This window comes from Variovorax sp. (assembly GCF_965279555.1).
In the GTDB taxonomy this organism is placed as follows: Bacteria; Pseudomonadota; Gammaproteobacteria; order Burkholderiales; family Burkholderiaceae_C; genus Variovorax.
Genome location: NZ_OZ257247.1, coordinates 4,342,339 through 4,362,387 on the forward strand (window position 1 = coordinate 4,342,339; position 20,049 = coordinate 4,362,387).

General features: G+C 58.9%; 18 protein-coding genes. 4 read left to right on the top strand and 14 right to left on the bottom strand.

The genetic code is table 11. The annotated features are described in order from the left end of the window. Nucleotides 1-1,059, top strand: a complete 1,059-nt coding sequence (locus ACQY8B_RS20425; protein WP_422088373.1) for a malate/lactate/ureidoglycolate dehydrogenase — start codon at nucleotides 1-3, stop codon at nucleotides 1,057-1,059. An 18-nt stretch (nucleotides 1,060-1,077) separates the two neighbouring features. Here ACQY8B_RS20425 and ACQY8B_RS20430 read toward each other — a convergent pair whose 3' ends face one another. From ACQY8B_RS20430 to ACQY8B_RS20445, 4 genes are all read right to left on the bottom strand, one after another. Then, nucleotides 1,078-1,638 carry a hypothetical protein gene (locus tag ACQY8B_RS20430; RefSeq protein WP_422088374.1) on the bottom strand — a complete coding sequence of 187 codons (561 nt, stop codon included), beginning with the start codon at nucleotides 1,636-1,638 and terminating at the stop codon, nucleotides 1,078-1,080. Between the two features lie 11 nt (nucleotides 1,639-1,649). Continuing rightward, nucleotides 1,650-2,300 (bottom strand): nucleoid occlusion factor SlmA, encoded by a 651-nt coding sequence (gene slmA / locus ACQY8B_RS20435; protein WP_422088375.1) that lies wholly within the window; start codon nucleotides 2,298-2,300, stop codon nucleotides 1,650-1,652. 65 nt (nucleotides 2,301-2,365) lie between these two features. Next, nucleotides 2,366-3,259, bottom strand: coding sequence for an acetylglutamate kinase (gene argB / locus ACQY8B_RS20440; RefSeq protein WP_422088376.1), 894 nt, complete (start codon nucleotides 3,257-3,259; stop codon nucleotides 2,366-2,368). A gap of 105 nt (nucleotides 3,260-3,364) precedes the next feature. After that, nucleotides 3,365-4,462, bottom strand: coding sequence for a glycosyltransferase family 4 protein (locus ACQY8B_RS20445; protein WP_422088377.1), 1,098 nt, complete (start codon nucleotides 4,460-4,462; stop codon nucleotides 3,365-3,367). Nucleotides 4,463-4,507: 45 nt separating this feature from the next. On the opposite strand from ACQY8B_RS20445, the gene ACQY8B_RS20450 reads away from it, so the two are divergent. Next, nucleotides 4,508-5,269: a glycosyltransferase family 2 protein gene (locus tag ACQY8B_RS20450; protein ID WP_422088378.1), complete on the top strand. Its 762-nt coding sequence runs from the start codon at nucleotides 4,508-4,510 to the stop codon at nucleotides 5,267-5,269. Here ACQY8B_RS20450 and ACQY8B_RS20455 read toward each other — a convergent pair. From ACQY8B_RS20455 to ACQY8B_RS20470, 4 genes are all read right to left on the bottom strand, one after another. Next, a complete protein-coding gene (locus ACQY8B_RS20455) occupies nucleotides 5,266-6,918 on the bottom strand; it encodes a glycosyltransferase (RefSeq protein ID WP_422088379.1) in 1,653 nt (550 codons plus the stop codon). The genes ACQY8B_RS20450 and ACQY8B_RS20455 overlap by 4 nt on opposite strands. Nucleotides 6,919-7,009: 91 nt before the next feature. Beyond that, complete coding sequence (locus ACQY8B_RS20460) at nucleotides 7,010-9,064, bottom strand: hypothetical protein (RefSeq protein WP_422088380.1); 2,055 nt, start codon at nucleotides 9,062-9,064, stop codon at nucleotides 7,010-7,012. Between the two features lie 330 nt (nucleotides 9,065-9,394). Further along, nucleotides 9,395-10,378: a glycosyltransferase family 2 protein gene (locus ACQY8B_RS20465; protein WP_422088381.1), complete on the bottom strand. Its 984-nt coding sequence runs from the start codon at nucleotides 10,376-10,378 to the stop codon at nucleotides 9,395-9,397. Beyond that, the gene (locus ACQY8B_RS20470; protein ID WP_422088382.1) at nucleotides 10,378-12,174 is read right to left on the bottom strand and encodes a glycosyltransferase family 2 protein; all 1,797 of its coding nucleotides are present in this window, start codon (nucleotides 12,172-12,174) and stop codon (nucleotides 10,378-10,380) included. Before ACQY8B_RS20470 ends, ACQY8B_RS20465 begins: the two co-directional genes overlap by 1 nt. Nucleotides 12,175-12,556: 382 nt before the next feature. On the opposite strand from ACQY8B_RS20470, the gene ACQY8B_RS20475 reads away from it, so the two are divergent. Then, entirely contained in the window at nucleotides 12,557-13,360 is an 804-nt protein-coding gene (locus ACQY8B_RS20475) for an ABC transporter permease (RefSeq protein WP_422088383.1), read from the top strand. A gap of 3 nt (nucleotides 13,361-13,363) precedes the next feature. Then, on the top strand, nucleotides 13,364-14,065 hold the full coding sequence (locus ACQY8B_RS20480; protein ID WP_422088384.1) for an ABC transporter ATP-binding protein: 702 nt from the start codon (nucleotides 13,364-13,366) through the stop codon (nucleotides 14,063-14,065). A gap of 3 nt (nucleotides 14,066-14,068) precedes the next feature. On the opposite strand, the gene ACQY8B_RS20485 is transcribed toward ACQY8B_RS20480, so the two are convergent. From ACQY8B_RS20485 to ACQY8B_RS20510, 6 genes are all read right to left on the bottom strand, one after another. Beyond that, the gene (locus ACQY8B_RS20485) at nucleotides 14,069-15,142 is read right to left on the bottom strand and encodes a glycosyltransferase family protein (RefSeq protein WP_422088385.1); all 1,074 of its coding nucleotides are present in this window, start codon (nucleotides 15,140-15,142) and stop codon (nucleotides 14,069-14,071) included. Between the two features lie 95 nt (nucleotides 15,143-15,237). Next, nucleotides 15,238-16,590, bottom strand: coding sequence for a hypothetical protein (locus ACQY8B_RS20490; protein WP_422088386.1), 1,353 nt, complete (start codon nucleotides 16,588-16,590; stop codon nucleotides 15,238-15,240). 169 nt (nucleotides 16,591-16,759) lie between these two features. Continuing rightward, nucleotides 16,760-17,164 (bottom strand): GtrA family protein, encoded by a 405-nt coding sequence (locus ACQY8B_RS20495; RefSeq protein ID WP_422088387.1) that lies wholly within the window; start codon nucleotides 17,162-17,164, stop codon nucleotides 16,760-16,762. A 56-nt stretch (nucleotides 17,165-17,220) separates the two neighbouring features. Then, complete coding sequence (locus ACQY8B_RS20500) at nucleotides 17,221-18,177, bottom strand: NAD-dependent epimerase/dehydratase family protein (RefSeq protein WP_422088388.1); 957 nt, start codon at nucleotides 18,175-18,177, stop codon at nucleotides 17,221-17,223. Next, entirely contained in the window at nucleotides 18,174-19,145 is a 972-nt protein-coding gene (locus ACQY8B_RS20505) for a glycosyltransferase (protein WP_409194823.1), read from the bottom strand. Before ACQY8B_RS20505 ends, ACQY8B_RS20500 begins: the two co-directional genes overlap by 4 nt. A 178-nt stretch (nucleotides 19,146-19,323) precedes the next feature. After that, a complete protein-coding gene (locus ACQY8B_RS20510; protein ID WP_422088389.1) occupies nucleotides 19,324-20,037 on the bottom strand; it encodes a glycosyltransferase family 2 protein in 714 nt (237 codons plus the stop codon). Between the last annotated feature and the right edge of the window lie 12 nt (nucleotides 20,038-20,049).

Consider the following 20,049-nt stretch of genomic DNA (forward strand, 5'->3'; position numbering starts at 1 on the left):
ATGTCCAGAACATTGCCGGCCGACGACCTGCAGGCCACCGTTGCCAGCATCCTGCAGGCGGCGGGCAGCGCGCCCGCGGAGGCGCAGCAGGTGGCCGCCAACCTCGTGCTCGCCAACCTGAGCGGCCACGACTCGCACGGCGTGGGCATGCTGCCGCGCTATGTCGACGCGGTGGCCGAGGGCGGCCTGAGGCCGAACACGGCCGTGAAGATCAACCTCGACATCGGCACGCTGATGGGCCTGGACGGCCAGCACGGCTACGGGCAGGTCGTGGGCGTGCAGGCGATGGAGCTGGGCATCGCGCGGGCGAAGCAGCACGGCAGCTGCATCTTCACGCTCTCGCATGCGCACCACCTGGGGCGCATCGGGCACTTCGCGGAAATGGCGACGGCACAGGGGCTGGTGTCGATGCACTTCGTCAACGTGCTGTCGCGCCCGGTGGTCGCGCCCTGGGGCGGCGGCGACGGGCGCTTCGGCACCAACCCATGCTGCATCGGCGTGCCGCTGGCGGGCGCCGAGCCCTTCGTGCTCGACTACGCCACCAGCCGCGTGGCGCAAGGCAAGATGCGCGTGGCCCACAACAAGGGCGAGCGCGTGCCCGACGGTTATTTGATCGACGAGAACGGCGCGCCGACCAACGACCCGGGCGTGGTCGTGGTGCCGCAGGGCAACGGCCTGTTCGGCGCGCTGATGACCTTCGGCGAGCACAAGGGCTACGGCATGGCCGTGGCCTGCGAACTGCTGGGCGGCGCGCTCACGGGCGGCGGCACCTGGCACCGTCAGGCGGACACGGCGCGCACCGTGCTCAACGGCATGCTGACTGTGCTGATCGACCCCGAGAAGCTGGGCACGCAGAAGTCCTTCGACGAAGAAGCGCGCGAGTTTGTCGAGTGGCTGCGCCGCAGTCCCCCGGGGCAGGGCTTCGACGGGGTGCAATTGGCCGGCGAACCGGAGCGCAAGGCGCGCGCGGCGCGGCGCAAGGATGGGATCTGGGTGGACGACGCGACGTGGGGGGAAATCGTCGCGGCCGGAGCCAGCGTGGGCATGCAGGTCGCCTGAGCGGCCGAAAGGCAAACGCTAGCAGCGGCCGACGACCTTGCGGACGCCTTCGATGAAGCGGTCCGCGGTCGACCTGCCCGCGGCATTGGATTTGAGGTAGCTGATGCGCAGCTTCACGAAGTTGTTGCGCACGACCGTGAGGTAGGTGTACGACGCAAGCACGGTGCCGTCGAGCTCCATTTCATAGCCCTTCCAGATGAACTGCGGGCCGCAACCGCCGAGGCTCGTGGTCTGGTCGGGTGTGGAGGGGACAGTAACCCTGTTCGCCAGCCCCGGCGCTGCCATCTGCTTCACTTCACCGATGACCTGCGCGAAATGCTTGCGCACGATGGCCGATTCGGTGCCGTCGGGAATGCTGCTCAGGCCCCCGGTGTAGACATAGACGCTGCCCTGCACGGGGCCGTCGAGTACATAGCGGGTTGCGGCACCCAGCGCCTTTTGCGGAAAAGTCTCGCGCCCCCGTAGCTGGAGCCCGCCGATCTCGTCGGGAAAGGTCACGCCGATAGCGTCTTCATAGGCAGTTGCCGAAGCGAACGGCGAGAGGCAACAAAGTGCCAGGAGCAGGATCAGCGGCCGCATGGAAGGCCGAGTCAGACGATCAGCGCAATCGTGGCTTCCAGGTGTTCCGACGGCGCGCGCCGGAACCCCGAACGCGCAAAGCGTTGCAGTTGCCCCACCACGAAGGCCGTGAGCGCCGCGGCGCGCACCTGCGCATCGACGCTTGGCGTGGCCGAACCATCGGCGCTGGCGGCGCCGCGCAGCACCTGGCGCAGCGTGGCTTCGATCTTGTCGAAGAACTGGTTCATGCGCTGCTGCAGGCGTTCGTTCTCGAACACCAGCGCGTCGCCCACCATCACGCGCGTCATGCCGGGGTTGCGCTCGGCGAACTGCACGAGCAGCGTGAGGATGCGGGCAGCCTGCTGGGCGCCGGTGGCGCCCTCGCGCTCGAGGATCTGGTTGACCAGCGTGAAGACGCTCTGCTCGATGAAATCGATCAGACCCTCGAACATCTGGGCCTTGCTTGCGAAATGGCGGTACAGCGCGGCTTCGCTCACTTCGAGCCGCGCGGCCAGCGCGGCGGTGGTGACCCGCTCGGCACCCGGCTGCTCCAGCATGGAAGCGAGCGCCTGCAGGATCTGCACGCGCCGCTCTCCCGGCTTCGGGCGCTTGCGCACCGGAGGGGTGGACGTTTCCGTCGGCGTGTCTACGCCGGAAGCACCTGTCGTCTCTTCGTTCTGCATGGGAGCGCGTGCAAAGATGTAATCAATTGATTCTCGCACAGCGCAGTGAGCACGCGCCTTCTGGCTCAGCGGGCGCGGATCATCGTCCCGTAGGCCTGGTCGGTCAGGATCTCGAGCAGCATCGCGTGCGGCACCCGGCCGTCGATGATGTGCACCGCGTTCACGCCGCTCTTGGCCGCGTCCAGGGCGCCTTCGATCTTGGGCAGCATGCCGCCGGAGATGGTGCCGTCGGCGAACAGGTCGTCGATTTCGCGCGCGCTCAGGTTGGTGAGCAGCTTGCCGTCCTTGTCGAGCACGCCGGGCGTGTTGGTCAGCAGCATGAGCTTCTCGGCCTTGAGCACGGTGGCCAGCTTGCCGGCGACGACGTCGGCGTTGATGTTGTAGCTCTCGTTGTCCTCGCCGAAGCCGATCGGGCTGACCACGGGGATGAAGGCGTCGTCCTGCAGCGCCTTGACCACGCTGGGGTCGATGGAAACGATGTCGCCCACCTGGCCCACGTCGTGCTGCAGGTTGGGGTCGGCACGGTCGGCCAGCTTGAGCTTCTGCGCGCGGATCAGGCCGCCGTCGCGCCCGGTCAGGCCCACGGCCTTGCCGCCGGCCTGGTTGATGAGGCCCACGATGTCCTGCTGCACCTCGCCCGCCAGCACCCATTCGACGACTTCCATGGTCTCGGCGTCGGTCACGCGCATGCCCTGGATGAAGCTGCCCTTCTTGCCGAGCCTGTTGAGCGCCGCCTCGATCTGCGGGCCGCCGCCGTGCACCACCACCGGATTCATGCCGACCAGCTTGAGCAGCACCACGTCTTCCGCGAAGTCGGCCTGCAGGGCCGGGTCGGTCATGGCGTTGCCGCCGTACTTGATGACGATGGTCTTGCCGTGGAACTTGCGGATGTACGGAAGCGCCTGGGCCAGGATCTCGGCCTTGTCGCGCGGGGGAATGTTGAGGACGGGGTCGGTCATGGGCGGTCAGGCTCCAAAGCGGTGGACGATAAGGTGAAGCTCAAATTCTCGCGCAATCGCGGTGACAGCCAACTGACCGACTGCGCGGAGCCTGGGGGTGCCTGATCACGGGCGCAGCCAGCGCGGCACCTTGAAACGCACGATCATCAGGTAGGAGCCCACGTAGGTGGTAATGAACACCAGGCAGAAGAACATCAGCACGTAGGTGTTGTTCCAGAAAAGCACCGCCGGCACCACCGACATGGCGGCAAACATCCACAGGTAGGGCGAAGTGCGGTTGTTGCGCGCCAGCAGCTGCCGGGCTTCGTCGTCCGCGAAGGCCACGCGCACGATGCGGCGGAAGATCAGCTGGTGGAAGTGCAGCGCGTCGGCCGTGCCGGGCGACTGGCCGCGCGCCAGCTTGCGGTAGATGGAGAACAGCGTCTCCCAAACCGGGTAGATCAGCAGCAGCATCGGGAACCACGGCGACACCACGCGGTGCCGCTGCACCAGCGTGACGCAGGCCACGGCGATGACCATGCCCCAGACGTACGCACCGCCGTCGCCGGCGAAAATCTTGCCGCGCGGGTAGTTCCACACCAGGAAGCCGAAGGTGGCGCCGACCAGGCACACCACCATGGCCGCCAGCTGGCGGTCGCCGACCTGCAGCGCCACGTGAGAAATGGCCAGGCAGACCAGCACCGCCACCGTGCCCGCGAGCCCGTTGTAACCGTCGATGATGTTGAAGGCGTGCGGCAGGCCGCCGATGGCGAGCGCCGCGAACAGCACCGTGGCAAAGGGAATCATCGCCAGCCAGCCGTCGACCGTCTCGAAGCCGGTGCGCGCCACGCCCAGCCCCAGCAGCCAGCACACCAGCAGCGCCGAGCCGATGGTCAGCCCGAGCCGGTAGCGCACCTTCACGCGCTGGGTGACGTCTTCCACGATGCCGCCGAGCACGGCCGGGGCAATGCACAACAGCGTGAGCATCGAGGTGGTGACCGGCCAGGACACGTTGAACGGGTCGGTGCCGGTGATGCCGGCGGCCAGCCAGGCCGCGCCCATGCCAAGCAGGATGCCCGCACCGCCCAGGCGCGGCACGTGGCCCTTGTGGAAGCGTTGGGGCATGTCGGCGCCGTAGATCCGGGCATGCCTGCGCGCGCGGCGCATGAACACCTGGACCGAGAAGGCGGCGACGAAGAAACTGATGACGATCAGAGCAATCATGTGTGGGGGTTGGGGAACCCTAGAATTCCCGGGCGAAATTAGACCATGCCAACACCCCCCTCCCCCTTCCCCGCTCCATTTGCCCCGATCACCGTTTCAATCGTGAGCCACGGCCAGCTCGCGCTGGTGCTGCCGCTGCTCGACCAGCTGGACCGTCACAGCCGTGCATCGACCGCCAAGGTGGTCCTCACGTTGAACATTCCCGAGCCCGACGTTCTCGCGGGCCGGAACTGGGGTTTCGAGGTGGAAAGGATCGAGAACGCGAGCCCCAAGGGCTTCGGCGCCAATCACAACCAGGCGTTCGAGCGCTGCACCACACCTTGGTTCCTGGTGCTGAACCCGGACATCCGCTTCGACCGCGACGTGCTGGCGCCGCTGCTCGCCCAGGCCGCCCCCGATGCCGGCCTGCTGACGCCACGCATCCTGGAGCCGGGCAAGAACACGCCCGAGCCGCACCGGGCGCTGCTCACGCCCTTCGAGATCGTCGGGCGCAAGAAACCCGGCTACGTGCGGCCGCGGGTGCCGGCGTGGATTCCCGGCCTGTTCATGCTGTTTCGCAGCGAGGCCTACCGCAAGGTCGGTGGCTTCGACGAACGCTTCTTCATGTACGGGGAAGACTTCGACATCTGCGCGCGCACCCGGCTGGCGGGCTGGAAGCTGCAGGTCGGCGAAGACCTGACGGCCCGGCACGACGCCCAGCGCGACAGCCACCGGAGCAAGAAATACCTGTACTGGCACGTGACCAGCCTGCTGAAGGTGTGGCTGTCGGGGTCGTTCTGGCGCTACCGGCGGCTGCAGGACGGCTAACTTTGCCGCGTCGGCTTGGTAATACCTTCAGCGAGTTCACCATTACCTTTATTAGCCAAGGCAGCGTGACTTCCCAGACAATCAAGTTTCGCAACATAAGATCTCATATCGAACCGTTCCCGCGCGATTTTCATCGTTGAAGTTTTTGTTGATTCCAACAGTTCTCTATTTAAAGCCAATTTCGCCAATACTCCTGCGGCAGAACTCACATCGAGATACGGCACAACTAAAAAATTGAGATCGTTCTGCGTTTTCAACAATTCTGCAATCCCGGACGCTTCATCGAAGCAGACAACTGGGATTCCAAGTGTCATCGCGTCAATTGCAACGTTAGGCAGTGGATCAAGTCTTGAACTTAACAAAAAAGCGTTTGCGTTCTCATAAAAGCCACGGAGATCTGCCGTTTCGGGTAGAAAGACTACTGTGTCTGCCACATTGGCACGCTTGATCTGCTCCGCTAAGTAACCTGCAATCTCTTCATAGTTTGGAAGTCGCCCGCCCACCCATGCAAACTGTGCGCGTACATTCGGATACTGCGCCTTCAAGATCGCGGCAACCCCAACAAAAAGGTCGACGCCTTTTCGCCAGCCGACAGCACCGATTCCAATCACGTTGAAATCAGCTGGCACTGAACGCCAACGCAGTAGCTCGCCTGCACTTGATAAACCTGGCGCAACTAAGCGCGACGCATGCCCGTCCGGTGGGACTAAAGAAACTCCCTGAGGAATGATCAGCACGCGCTCGCGGGTCTTAAGGATTGGAAATTTTTCAGCCGATGACTTTCGCACCAAATCGGCTGAGAAGACAACAGCATCCACATCAGAATAGAAACGCTCGAAGTCATTTACGGGGCTGAAATAGGTCGCAAATTCATGAATCAACGCTACGACTGGCACTCCCATACTTTTGAGCGAGGTCCCGAACGAATGAGCCTCAGCGCAATTTACGATTGCATATTTTGGCCGCGCAACCTGAGCAATAATCGCCGACACCCATTCAATCTGATCTGCCTGCATGAGCTCCGTAGAGTTCGGGGCAACAAAAAAGCTCGCGTCACCTCGAAACAAATTCTCTAAGTCGCCGCCGCCTCGCAGTGAAATTACAACAACGTTATAGGAGAGATCCCGCCTCAAGTGCGTGCAAATATTCCATCCCAGAATCGGGGCACCACTCCTTGAAGTCTCATGCAGAACCAGAACTACCGTCTCGCGCTTCGGATCTAACTTTCGTAGTCCTTCCACAACACCAGGGAACGGATGGGCTTTGCGCCCTTCATGGTGCCCGTGATTCACGTAGTGCAAAAAGAGATTTTCCACGTGAACGAGATCTTCATTGCGCGCCAAATAGTAAGCGGCATCAAAGTCAAGGCTTGCCTTAAGTCCTGCTCGTTCGCCATGCTCCAGGTAGTGAAGGACAGCTTCTTCAGGGCCGAGAGGCGTATCGAGCTGATTGCAATAAAGGACATGATCAAACTTGCCGCTCTTCAAGAGCTGTTCAACTTGCTCAAGCTGCCGATCGCCATTGATATGAGCATCCGTCAAAGAAGCAGGCTCTTCTGCAGGAAGTGGCTCCTCCAATACAACAGAGACACCCTTCTCAGTCCTACTGCCTGCAGCCTTCAGTGAACGAAACAAGTCGGCGAGACCCATATGCAATTCTCCAAAATTTTTTGCCAATCCTGCCTGTGGAGCACGCAAGCGATCCGGCGCGGAAGTTTAGTCGTAGCAACAGTTTGAATCCTCAATTTGCAAGCGTCACGGACACTAGATCGCACCATGCATTCGCTCGCTTCGAGACCGTTAGTTCATAGTTGATCGTCGGGTTTGTGGTCGGCAGCGTTACCGTTTCCCCAGGCTCGACCACCAGGTGCACTAGGTCGTGTCCATCTGAACGCAGGAGAACATCAACGCCATCAGAACCTGGGCACGCTGGAGCCACTGACAGGCTCAGTTTCTTTGACATGCCCGTAAATGAAGCGATAGTTGGCTTGGTCTCTCCAGGGTGAATCGAAATAAGGCCTTTCGGTTCAAACTCGAACTTGCCCCATTGATCTCCAACCTTGGTTGTCGCCGTCATCGCGAGCTTAAATATCTCATTTCCGTAAACGGCCCTCCACTCTGGATATCGCGCAAAAAACTCGGCCAGCATTCCATCAACTTCTACACGAGTAAATGGCCTAGTCTTCTCGTAGACGAGAGCTTTTACACTGTCGGTAATTTGAAAAATGGGCCCGACCCGCTTGTACGCCGCCCCAATTCCCTTACCCTCTAATATCGACCGTGCAGGGATAGTGATTACAGTTTGTGTGCCTAGTGGGAGATGCGTAAGGACTGGATCAGAAACTACTGCATAGCGAGCCATGAACGGCGCGACGCTCAGCATCTGAATCAAGTCAACATGCGACGTATCTACAGCACGATCAGCAAGAAGTTCATTTGATACGCTTAGCAAAACATCTCGATTGAGGATTACATCAGAAGCAAATGCAGTCCACTTCTCGTCAGGTTTGACGAGTTTATCCAATTGCAGGGCCAGACTACGATACGCGACCTCATCACCAATTTTATTGTTATACACGACGCTTGGGAGCACGGCCCCACCCATCGCCGCCCCAATTCCGCTTCGATAAAAAGTCGCAGCAAGAATCAAGAGACTCGCTACTGCAACCACACTAATTTTCCAGCCAAAAGGGGCGCTGAACAGCAAAAGAACACTCCAAAGCCCAACACACATCAAAAGATAAATCCAAAATGCGAGTGGCAAATAGTGGTGCATCCCAAACCCCTGTGTGCGTGTAAAAAGCACAAAGAGGAGAATTGCGTTTGCGGCTATAAAGGATACATCAACGCGCTTCGAAGGCGTTTTCCATAGAAAATTTAGTCCGGCAACAGCAAGCAGCAAGTAAAGCCCACCGAAGCTTCTCCATAGATCCATGAAATGATCGAAAGTTGAACGCTGGTACGCGACATATATTGAGGAGTAGCTTGTTTGCAGAATAGTCTTAACTAGGCCGCCCTGTGCAAGTAGACAAGCTCCAACAGAAAAAATACCAGCAATGGCAAAATTGATCGTTGTATTGCGGGTGGCACGCGTCCAACGCACATGACTGTCAATACATGCCCTCACAATGCAGTAGATCGGAGCGGTCAATACAAATGCAACGACTGAAAAAGCGTACCAGCGGCGAAAGAGAAATGGCATCCAGATCGCTAACCCCAGCAATATTGCCAAGCCCGGCCGAATTCTTAGACCAAATCCGGCTATTCTGACCAAGATGAAGGCAAGCGCAAATGGGATCAAGCCTACAATATCAACATATCCTCTAAGTGTGGGTACCCAAAAAGGAACAAAACAGGCAGCTGCAATGGCGAATATATAAAAGGGCCGAGCATCGCTTACGCTGTCTCGTACAACCAGCGAAGCTGCTTTACCGGAAAGAACAACAACAGGGATCAAATACGTCAGCGCAGCACCTAAAATATAACCATGCCGCTCGTAGCCCATTGCCAGACTAAAAGGAAGGAGAAGTGCAGCGGGCAGTGAGTTGTAATCACTCGCCCAAATTCCCTCTCGCAGCGCTCGAGCCCACTCCCATGCACTTTGCTTAAATTGAAGTCCGGATTTCCAGTATGCAATCCAGTAATTACGATAGTCATTCACGTACAGGTGATGCTCGCCATTCAGATAAAAAGTTACATGAATAGTAGCCAGCACCACGAGAATGAAAAAGAAAAAGCTCCGGCGGCCTGGTGATATTTGGGACGGCATCAAAAAGGAAAAAGAGTCAAAGTTCATGGACGGACTGAGAAGCAGCCGGAATCATCAATTATCAACCTTGTCATCCGCCGATCGAGTAGGGCCAGAAAGCGCTTGCCGGCTTCTTCCCGGCATTTTGCGAACGCCTTCACGTCGTCTTCTCCATGGATCGGCCAACTTGAGGAGCAGGTGAGCATCGCTACCATGCTGGCTTGGCGATGCAAATCTGTGCTTGACTGCACCTACGCCTGAGTCAGGAGAACATTGGAAGCATCTTTCAGTGCAGCGACTCCGCGAATAGTGCTCCTGCGACTAGCGTACTAAAAAGATATCTCCAAGACTAAGTGGCCAGCCTGACAGAACTTGCTGTCAGCCCCGCTCGAAGACATCTTGCACAATGGCGTGCACACCGCGCCCGAAGCGCGCATAGCGCCCGTTCGTAGCCTCAACGAGGATTGGCAGCAGGCGCAAAGCTCGCGCAGCCGGCAGCCCCGCCCTGACACGCTGGTGCGCGACCTTGTCATGCTGCGCATTTAGATAGCCCGGTCGCACCCGGTCGCCGAGCTGTAGCAGGCGCTGCAGCAGCGCATCGGCGCGATGCAGCCGCGCCACGTGCTTGTCGCCGCGCTCGGCAAAAGCCTTGGCGATCTTCTCGGACAGCGTGAGCCGCCGCGCGCCGATCTGGTTGCTGGCGTGCTGGCGGTAGTCGATGGTCGGCTCGGGCAGCACGTCCATGCGGCCCGTGGCCGCGGCGATGGCGGCCAGCCACTCGTCATGCACCCACTCGGGCGCGAACGGGAGCGCCGCGTCGAGCAAAGTCCTGCGGAACATGGTGGTCGCGCCCGTCACCAGGTTGCGCCGCAGCAGCACGCTGAAGGCGTCGCCGCGCGAAATGGCCTCCAGCTCGGCGGGCTGCACTTCGAGCGCATGGAAGAGCGTGGAGCCCAGGGGCTTCAGCTCGGCATCGACGAGGCGCGCGTCGGTGTGCAGCAGCAGCAGGTCGGGACGGGCCTCGAATTGCGCCGCCATGCGCGCGAGGCGGCCGGGGTGCCAGACATCGTCCTGGTCGCAAAGCACGATGAGTTCGTGGCTGCAGGCGCGCACGGCCTGCTCGAAATTGCGCGTCACGCCCAGCGGCGGCGTGTTGCTGAACACCCGCAGCGCGATCTGGTCCGCCACGCCGCATCGGGCGATCGTGTCGCGCACGACGGCCAGCGTGTCGTCGGTCGAACCGTCGTCGGACACGATGATCTCGCGCGGCAAGGGCTCCTGCGTGCAGATGCTGCTGATCTGCTCGGGGAGATAGCGCGCGCCGTTGCGGGTGCAAAGGGCGACGGAAATGTCTAATGGCATCAGACCGGGGCGAGGCGGGGGGGCCAGGCACAGCTGAAGTTCTGGGGCATCAGCATCAGATTGGGGTTATAGGCCGGATCGTTCTGTAGCAGGGCACCCCAGCGTTGACGCATGAAGGCCACGTCCTGGAGATAGCGCTCGCCGCCACGCAGGCCGTCCATCTTCGCGCGGCCAAGAGGCACATGCTGAAACAGCTCGGCATGGGGCGTCCACACAGTACGCAGGCCGAGCTCGCCAAGGCGCAGGCAAAAATCGACGTCGGCAAACGCTTCCTTCAGATGCTCCGTGTCGAAGCCGCCCACCTGCCGGTAGTGCGCCTTCTGAATCACAAGGCATGCGCCCGACACGGCCGAGAGCGACTGGATGAGCTCCGCGCGCCCCGCATAGCCCCCGAGCCCCGCCGGCATGCCCTGGTGCGAGAAGCCAGCCACGCCATCATGGCCAAGCCCCAGGATGATGCCGGCGTGCTGCAGCCTCTTGCCGTGCCACAGCCGCGCACCCACCGCGCCGACGCCAACTTGCAGTGCCAAGCTCACCATCTCGGACAGCCATTCGGGCTCGATGACCTCGACGGTGTCGTCGACCAGCGCGATCACTTCCCCCTGCGCAGCCTCCACGCCAAGATTGCGCAGCGCGCCTTCTTGCTGCGCTTGTGTCTGCCGCAGCACCCGGACGTTCGGCATCTTCGCCGCAGCTTGCAGGTAGCCCAGCGTGGCGGCGTCGTCCGATGCGTTGTCGACAATGACGACTTCGTACCGTGCGTACGTCGTCTTGCCGAAGATCGACTCCACGCACCGGCGCAGCGAAGTAGCGGAATTGCGCGTCGGGACGACCACCGACACCAGCGGCAGTGCCTCGGGCAACGCGTAGCGCACGCGATAGCCGAAGCCGAGGTATTCCGCCTTGGCGCGGACGTTCGTCCGAACGAAGTGCTCGTCGAGGGCGCGCTCTCCGGCCACTGCGGCATAAGGCTTGGCGTTCATTGACTTGGCGGTGCTCTCCGCATGCACGCGCCAGTGATAGAGCACGCGGGGGATGTGCTGGATCTGCCGTGCTTCGACACGTTCCATGCAGCGCAGCACCAGGTCCCAGTCCTGCGAACCTTCCAGCCCCTTGCGAAAACCGCCCACGGCGCGCACGAGATCCATGGACAACACGCCCAGGTGGCTGAACATGTTCTGCGAGCGGAACAAGTCGACGTTCCAGTCCGACTTGAAGTACGGCCCCGAACGGTTGCCGGCCTCGTCGACCTTGTCCTCGTCGGAATAGATCAGCTTCACGTCGGGATGCCTGGCGATGCAGTCGGTCACCCAGAACAGCGCGTGGACGGGCAGCAGGTCGTCGTGGTCCATGAGCGCCATCCATGCACCGCTGGCCACCGTCAGCGCACTGTTCGACGCGGCGGAAATATGCCCGTTCTCGGGACGGAACACCACCTTGATGCGCGGGTCGCTGTCGGCATAGGCCTTCAGGACGGCCCGCACTTCGGCGGAAGGAGATGCGTCGTCCGCGATGCACAGCTCCCAGTTCGGGTAGATCTGGTTGCGCACCGATTCGACCGCCTCGCGCAGCCAGACCGGGTTCGCGTTGTAGGACGGCATGAGCACCGAGATCAGCGGCAGGTCGGTCATCGATGCCACGCGCTGCGCCAGCCTTGCCTGCATCTCGGGCGTCAGCGTGTCGTACTCGCGTACCCAGCGCGCATAGTCGTTGTGCCGGGCAAGACGCCATGCGATCGCCTGCTTCACACCGCGCCAGCCCGACCTGCGGAAGATTTGCAGGATGCGCTGCGCCATGTGAGGGCTCTTCGAGAGCAGCGACCAGGAGGTCTCAAGGAACCGGGATACAGATTTCATAGGCAGGCCGCCAGCCGGGGCGGCGAGAGATATATTTCTTTCGTGAGGGCATCCCGCACGCGCAGTGGGCGCGGGACGTGGGGCTCGACTCCCTTGCTGCGAGAATTATCTTCGCTTTCGTCGGCGCCTCCGGGCGCGGCGGCGGGGGCTCGCCGAGGGAGATATGAGGTCTCTTCACCCCGCCCGGTAAAATCGCGCGGTTCACACAAAGGATAGCAATGAGGTCGGTCTCTGGTGCCGTCGACGAGCCCAGCACGTCGAAGCACGCAGGCCGAGGGCGAAGACGCTGCCGTCTTCCGCTCCGCGACTCTTATCAACGCACATGAGTCAAGTTCACTCCAACCTTCACCGCAGCGCATGGGCCGACTGGTGGGAAGGGACACGCCGCACGGACATCTGGTGGACCCTCGCCTGGTTCGACATCGTCCTGCGCTACCGCCGCTCCATGCTCGGCCCTCTTTGGCTCACGCTGAGCATGGGCGTCATGATCGGCGGCATGGGCCCGCTGTATGCCTCGCTCTTCGGCACCCATCTGGACAAGTTCTTCCCCCATCTGGCGCTCGGCGTGATCTTCTGGGGCCTGTTCTCCACGATAGTCACAGACGCCTGCAACGCCTTCGTCGGATCGTCCAACTATCTCAAGCAGGGCTACTTTCCGATCAGCATGTTCGTATGGCGAGGCTTGTCGCGCAACCTGATCCAGTTCGCCCACCAGATCGTGCTGTACATCCCCGTCGCACTCTGGGCTGGCGTCTCCTTGTCATGGTCAGTGCTGCTGGTCATTCCCGCTTTTCTCATCCTCATCGTCAACGCGCATGCGCTCGGCCTGCTGCTGGGCCTCGTTTGCACCCGCTACCGCGACGTGACGCAGATCGTCACCAGCATCATGCAAATGTTGATGTTCCTGACCCCGGTGTTCTGGCTGCCCGAAAACCTTCCGGGCCGTGCCAAGTACGTGCTCTGGAACCCTTTCGCACAAATGCTCGATTTGCTGCGCACGCCGCTCATGGGTGGAGTGGCCCATATCCACAGCTGGATCGGCATCGGCGTGTGGACCGTGCTGTGTCTCACTCTTGCCAGCGTGCTCTTTGTCAAATACCGCCGTCGCGTCGTCTACTGGCTCTGATCCATGGCTTCCATTTCACTCAAGAACGTTTCGGTCAGCTTCCCCATCTACGGCGCGGGCTCGGCATCACTCAAGAAGACACTCGCGGCTTCGGTTACCGGCGGGCGCTTCGGCAAGGAAACCGGGGTCACCGTGGTGCAGGCCCTCAGCGGCCTCAACCTCGAACTGAAAAGCGGCGACCGGCTGGGCCTCATCGGCCACAACGGCGCGGGCAAATCCACCCTGCTGCGTACGCTGGCGGGCGTCTATGAGCCATCTTCAGGCGAGTTGACGCGCCAGGGCTCGGTGGCCAGCCTGATCGATCCCGCGCTTGGCATCGAGATGGACGCAACCGGCATCGAGAACATCATGCTGCGCGGTCTCGTGATGGGCATGGGCAAGAAAGAGATCGACCGGCTCACACCCGAAATATGCGAATTCAGCGGGCTGGGTGAGTACGTCAACATGCCCGTTCGCACCTACTCCACCGGCATGATGATGCGACTCGCATTCTCGATCTCGACCAGCGTCGAAGCCGACATCCTGCTGATGGACGAGTGGCTCTCCGTGGGCGACGCCGCCTTCACGGAAAAGGCCGAGCAGCGCATGCGGGACGTGGTGTCGAAGTCCGGCATTCTGGTGCTGGCATCTCATTCGCCCGAATTGATTGCCAAGGAATGCAACCGGGTGATCCACATGGAGCACGGACGGATCGTCGAGCGCTGAATCTCAGGCCAGTTGCAAAGCGTTGAGGATGGTTTCGCGCTGGTGCTGCCAGCCGAACTTGCGCAACGCATCCTCACGCGCCCGCGCTGCCATCGACGCATACACCTCGGTGCTCTGGTCTATCGCTCGAAGAATCGATTCGGTCCATTCGTGGGCCTTCGACAGATAGCCGGTTTCCCCGTCGCTGATAGCGCGGCTGTAAGTGAAGCTGGGCGACGCGATGCTCAAGGTTCCAACGCTTGCTGCTTCGAAGTATTTCAATTCCGACTTGCAGTCCGTGAAAGCATTCGATTGCAGCGGCATCAGGTTGAATTCCACCGTGCCCAGCAGTCGCTGCAGGTTCACGTAGTCATGGAACGGCTGGCGGCTGATTCGATGCCGGAACTCGCGCATGGCAGGGCCGTGGTCAATGTAGCCAACGACCATCACCTCCACATTTGGCCGCTCGGCTAGCACATCCACCAGCGATGGCTCCACGATCGCGTAATCGAGGCGGTGCGACGGCGAACCGCTGAAATACCCAAGGGTGGTCTTTCCGTTGCCTGAGAAGCGCGCGCGTTCCTTCGCTGCAAAGACCTTCTCCGCCAAGTCGAGCTGCTCCTTGTTCATGAAGTTCGGGATGACCGCCACAGGCAGGCCGGAGCAGTCTGCGATCTTCTGTGCAAGGAACGCGTTTGTGGTGATCGCGCCGTCACACAGTCTCAGCGTCTGGTGCATCCGGGCGATCATCGCGAACCAGTCGTCCCAGACGCCCTTCTGGGTCACGTCGAGGCCCAGAGTCGCCACGACGAGGTGCGCGTAGTCGGTGTCGACCACCAGGTCATCGACATCGAACAGCACGCGCTTGCCGCGCGCCCTGAACTTGGTGATCAGGCCATTCACTTGATGGCAATACCGCGACCGGCAGATCACAAGCAGATCAGCGGCGTCGGCAATCTCGTCGAATCGATCGCTGTCCGACAGGAAGAAGTAGCTCGCCGATACATCGCTTGCATCGGGCTCGTTGAGCACCTGAGCCATGTTGTAGGCACGGTAGCGGAAGGTGCTGTTGTTCGGCTCTTCGTAGAAGTAGGCCACGCGGACCTTGCTTCTGTACAACATGGACAGCCGAGTCGACAGCGGCTGCAGCCACGGGTCCGCGTAGGGGACGGGAGGAATGTCCAGGGCAAACATCAGCGTCGCGCAACAAGGGTTTGGAGCGTTTGCTCGAACGACTGAACCCAATCCGCGCCCAATCCGTTGGCCGCCAGATTTCGGGTTCGCGTTTCGTTGTCGTCGGCAAGCGCGACACCAGCGCGAAGCGCATCGACCAACACATCGGTGTTTAAGTCTGCGCACAGAATGTTGGCCGAATAGTTCGACAGGTCCTGCTTGTTGGCAAACCTGTTGGTAACAACCACGGCACCGCTGGCGGCAAGATCGAAAGGTGGATAGCTGGGATGCGGCGTGTACATCAGGCACAGCCCAAGATCGATCGTTCCCGCCAAGTCGGCATACGCTTCCCAATCAAGCCCTTCACATCGCTCTGGCACGTAACCATCGCCGAAGCTCACGTTCGGAATGTCCTTGCCGACCAGAAAAATGTCCCACTGCGCGAGATCGAGCACACCTTCGTTGACTGCACGGTCGATAAGGTCGAGCCCAATGTGGAACAGATTGCGTGGATTGTTCGGCCTTGCATAGAAGAAGAAGCGTTTCTTGCCACCTGCCTCGCGCGGCCGCTGGTGGAAGAGCGTCTTGGGAAATGAGGGCTCGAACCACAGGCTATTGCGTTCAAGGTTCGTCAACCCGGTGGCGACGAGGTGTTCGAACAGCAACCGTGTGTTGACCACGAAGCGGATCTGCTGATTGCGCAACACGCGCTCGCATTGAACGCGGTCTTCGCCGAACGGATAGAACATCCGCTCATCCTCTTGAAGCAAATAGATGATCGAGGCGGGCGGCACGCTGGCAAGCGTTGCGGCGGTGGTCCACCACGACATCGTGATGAAAAGTTCTTCGGCGTGGATATCCAGGCTGGCCCGCGCCTCTGCGGCTGGAAGCAGTCCAGTATCCGCCCCCGAGTGCGCAGCGAAGGCAAACTGAATTTCATGCACCAGTTCGATGCCGTAGGCGCTCAGGATCTGAGCCGCGTTCGCGGGCGAAGGTGCCTCGGTCCGGGTCACGATACGCAGCGTTGCATTCATCCGGTTTGCCAGCAGTGCCGCAAACAACAATGCTGTGCCCACACCACCGAAAAGACTGCCTGAGCCGATGCTGTCGGTTACCAAGCTGACCCGCGGCAGTTCTGGCCGGGGAATTGAGTACGTACGCAGCGGCTCTTGCGCCACGAAACGTTTGCCCAGCAGTTCGGGAACCGTGGTCTGTACGCGATTCGCAGTGCCGCGAAGCGCCGCCGCGTCTTGAATGGCCTGCACAGGGTGCCCGGCTACAGCCGCACCTAGCTTTGCGCGAACCAACCTTGCGGTCGCAACCGTTCCTTTTGCTCGCCAGAAGGCGATAAATCTTCGAATTCGCGCACTCATCTATTAATTCCAGTCTTATTATTTGACTTCAGCATTCAATTTCCAAGAAGACGCATGGATCAAACCAGGATTTAACCAATTCATCCCAGCAAAAATGCAAAATTTCCATCGACTTATTAATCTTGGAAAGCAATATCATCTAAAGCCTGGTGAAATGATCAGCCCAAAGCTAACCAGCACCGCCCACCTTGCGAAACACTATATACCGGCTGGCCAAGTAAGCTGTAACCGTATAAACCGGCATACCCATCGCCTGGGCAAGGTAGGCATTCAGATTTAACAAATCTATCGCAGTCACAACTGTCGCCAGATTTGCTACATAGGCAATGCCCGTGGCAACAAAAAATTTCACAACCGCCGGAACCCAGTTACCTTTATATGCAAAAGTCCAGCGACTGTTCAGCGTAAAACTCACGCAAATTCCAACCGCATATCCGATTGCATTAGCAACCACGTCACGGGCGTCGAAAAAATATTTAGCAGCAAAAATTACAGACAGTCCAACCAACGTATTGGCAACGCCGACCACCAGAAACCGAGCGAACTGAAATGAAAGGATTTTTCCGGCGATCATAGGAGTGCAGCCAAGTCAATCCAGCATTACGATAGGATGCAATATTTGCATGCGACTTAAGTTTCGCGCCGGTTCGGATTGGCGTGCAATGCACGCTCAAAACTAAGAAGTTGAGCAATTCCGACAGTCAAACTGCGAGCATAAGACTTTCCATTCTCATTCAACACAATTGAACGGAACTGAACACGCCGAAGATACAGGCTTGAAGCCTTGCTTGCACCAGTGGTGATTCGAGGCGTTTTCCTTGCGATTCGCCTGAATATCGAAATTATTTCTGCAATCGTCGCGGGACGTTCGGACGCAATTATTTTCATCCAGACGCCGCTTTGCCCAGCCAGGCCACGCAATACCTTTACGATGTTCATCGCCGCGTCGTCGACAGATATGTAGTCGCGTATCGTATCGATGGGTACATAGATACTGACTGGCCGGTTACGAACAATGCTGCGAGCGATGTGGGTCAACAAACCCTGGGGCTTTCCCGGCGCTTGGCCTGCACCATAAAGTGTGGAAATTCGGGCAAGAAGCACAGCTATATTCGAGTTGCCAGCACCAAAAGCCCGAAGCAACTCTTCCTGTTTCAGTTTTTCCCGAGCATATGCGTTGCTTGGGGCAATGGGTGACGCTTCCGTCACTACATCAACACCACAAGCGCCGTAGATTGCGCCTGCGGAGCTGGAAAAAACAATGCCACCCGGCATTGCCATCAGAGGTTTGCTTGCTTGAAGCAACGACAGCAGTCTTTCGATCGCACGCGTTTCGGGCATCAGGTCTTCAGCAGTGCTGCCCATCGTTCCTACGCCTGCCGCCCAGTAGATCTCCCATCGCTCATGGCCATAAGCATTCAAAGCGAACGTCTCGACCGCCTCTTCAAGCTGCGCAGCCAGTCGCAATTCGTCTGACCATTGAAAGCGCTCAACCGGTGCAAATGACGTTGTTTCATCAAGTGAAAGCGCTCGACCGAAAGCCGAACCCAACAGACCACGAGCACCAATCACCCAAACCAACGTCATGGTCGATTCGATCGCGTCGGTTTTGAACTGACCACGTATAACGGCTTGCCCATAACGATACCCATCGTCACTGCCAAGTACTCCGCAATCACGCCGAGCGCGGTGAGAATCACGCCGGAGAAAAAAGCCACAACTACTGCGAGTGAAGTCCAGCCTTCGACCGGCACTTGGCCGGTATACTTTTCATAGACTGCGTAAAGAGCAAACCCAAGTGCGAGAAGAATCGAGAAGAAACCAACGACCGTGATAAGGCGAAGAGGTCTTGTTCCCGTCGTAAGAACGAGGCTCCAGAAATGCCTGATCAAAGAAAGGAACGAGTATCCAGATGGCCTTCCCATTTCTTCTCTGAGACGCAAAGGACAATGCCCAACCCGGCCGGTGATCCAAAACAGTCCGACATCAAGGTAAACGCCGTTTCCACAGTAGGCAGAGAGCGTGCGAGCAATTTCTCCGTCTATCAATCTGAAGCTATTGAAGCGACCAATTGATTTGTTGCCCAGCAACCGCTTACTGATCGCCTTGGCAGTAAAGCTGGCCAAATTCCTTAACCACCCGTGCGGAGGAGGATTGGTTGGCTGTGCGTAAACAAGTTGAAGCGCATCTTTTTGCGCCATATCGAGCATTTCAGCAATGCTTTGTGGATCCTGCTGCCCATCTTCGTCCATTGTGACGACCCAGTCCCCGGTCGCGCTCGCCATTCCAGCCAACGTTGCAGCATGTTGTCCATAATTACGCGACAACCATATCGGGTGAACAAATTCGTGGATCTTAGCCAATTCTTCAATAGCGAGATCCGAGCGATCCGGCCCACAATCATGAACAAGCAATACTTCGCAAACGACGAACTCATTGCCATCATGTGTCACCTGAGGCTCAGTGAGTTTCGCGAGTTCGTCCATAAGCACAGGCAGCGTTCGCTGCCCAGCATAAACTGGGATCACTACAGAAACCCGTTGAAACGTCTTCATGGCAAGGCCCTGATAACTAACTCTTTAATGATTGACATCGGAATGCAGGGCTCATTTCGTGAATTATTCGCGATTCGCAACAACGACCAAAATTGGCGCTTCAGAGACAATTCGCCGGACTTGCAACTCAAACAATGCATACGGCGTAAAATGGGGAACCTGATCATCCTCATTAAAACTACGCCGCGATACGAATCATAGAATTTGCTTTTTTCGACCGATTCTTCAATGCAGCTGGAAAAATATCGCTTGGCTCGGCAATGCATGCAGCAGAATTGGTCTGGCGAACAAGTGACACGCGCTTCATACGTATAGCATGCCCTGTTTCTGGAACACACTTGTGGAGTGCGCCTGCAGAAATCGCCTTAAGATTCCAACCCCAATCTTCATACCCCATTTGTTCCAGCAAGTTTGTTTCTGGATAGGGATTCGAAACCAAGAAAGCCGTACGCACGAAGCAAAGAGACGTCCAATAATTAACCAATGCGAGTCCTGCCAGATCAAATTTCCGGTCTTCGCTATCAATGTGTACAAAGACATGGGGATCCTGGCCGAAATAGACATTAACTTCAGGGTGAAGCACCAGTTCGCGAGCATCAGCCTGTGCCATCTTGAACGCGTCTACGATCCAGTTTTTTCCCCATAAATCGTCGCCATCGAGAAATGCAACATATTTCCCTTGGGCCAGCAAGGCGGCTTGATTTCGGCAATGTCCCACATCGCCATAGTCCATCGGAACGATTCGAGCGTTATCAATATCCGCGATGCCGTGTTGGACAACCTCAAGGGTTAGCTCATCCGAACGATCCATAGCTACTAGTAGTTCAACCGCTAGCTTTTTTTCCCGCGCCAACTCGAAGCATCTGCGGACGCTGTCCAGCGTCGGCTTCAACAATAGACCTTC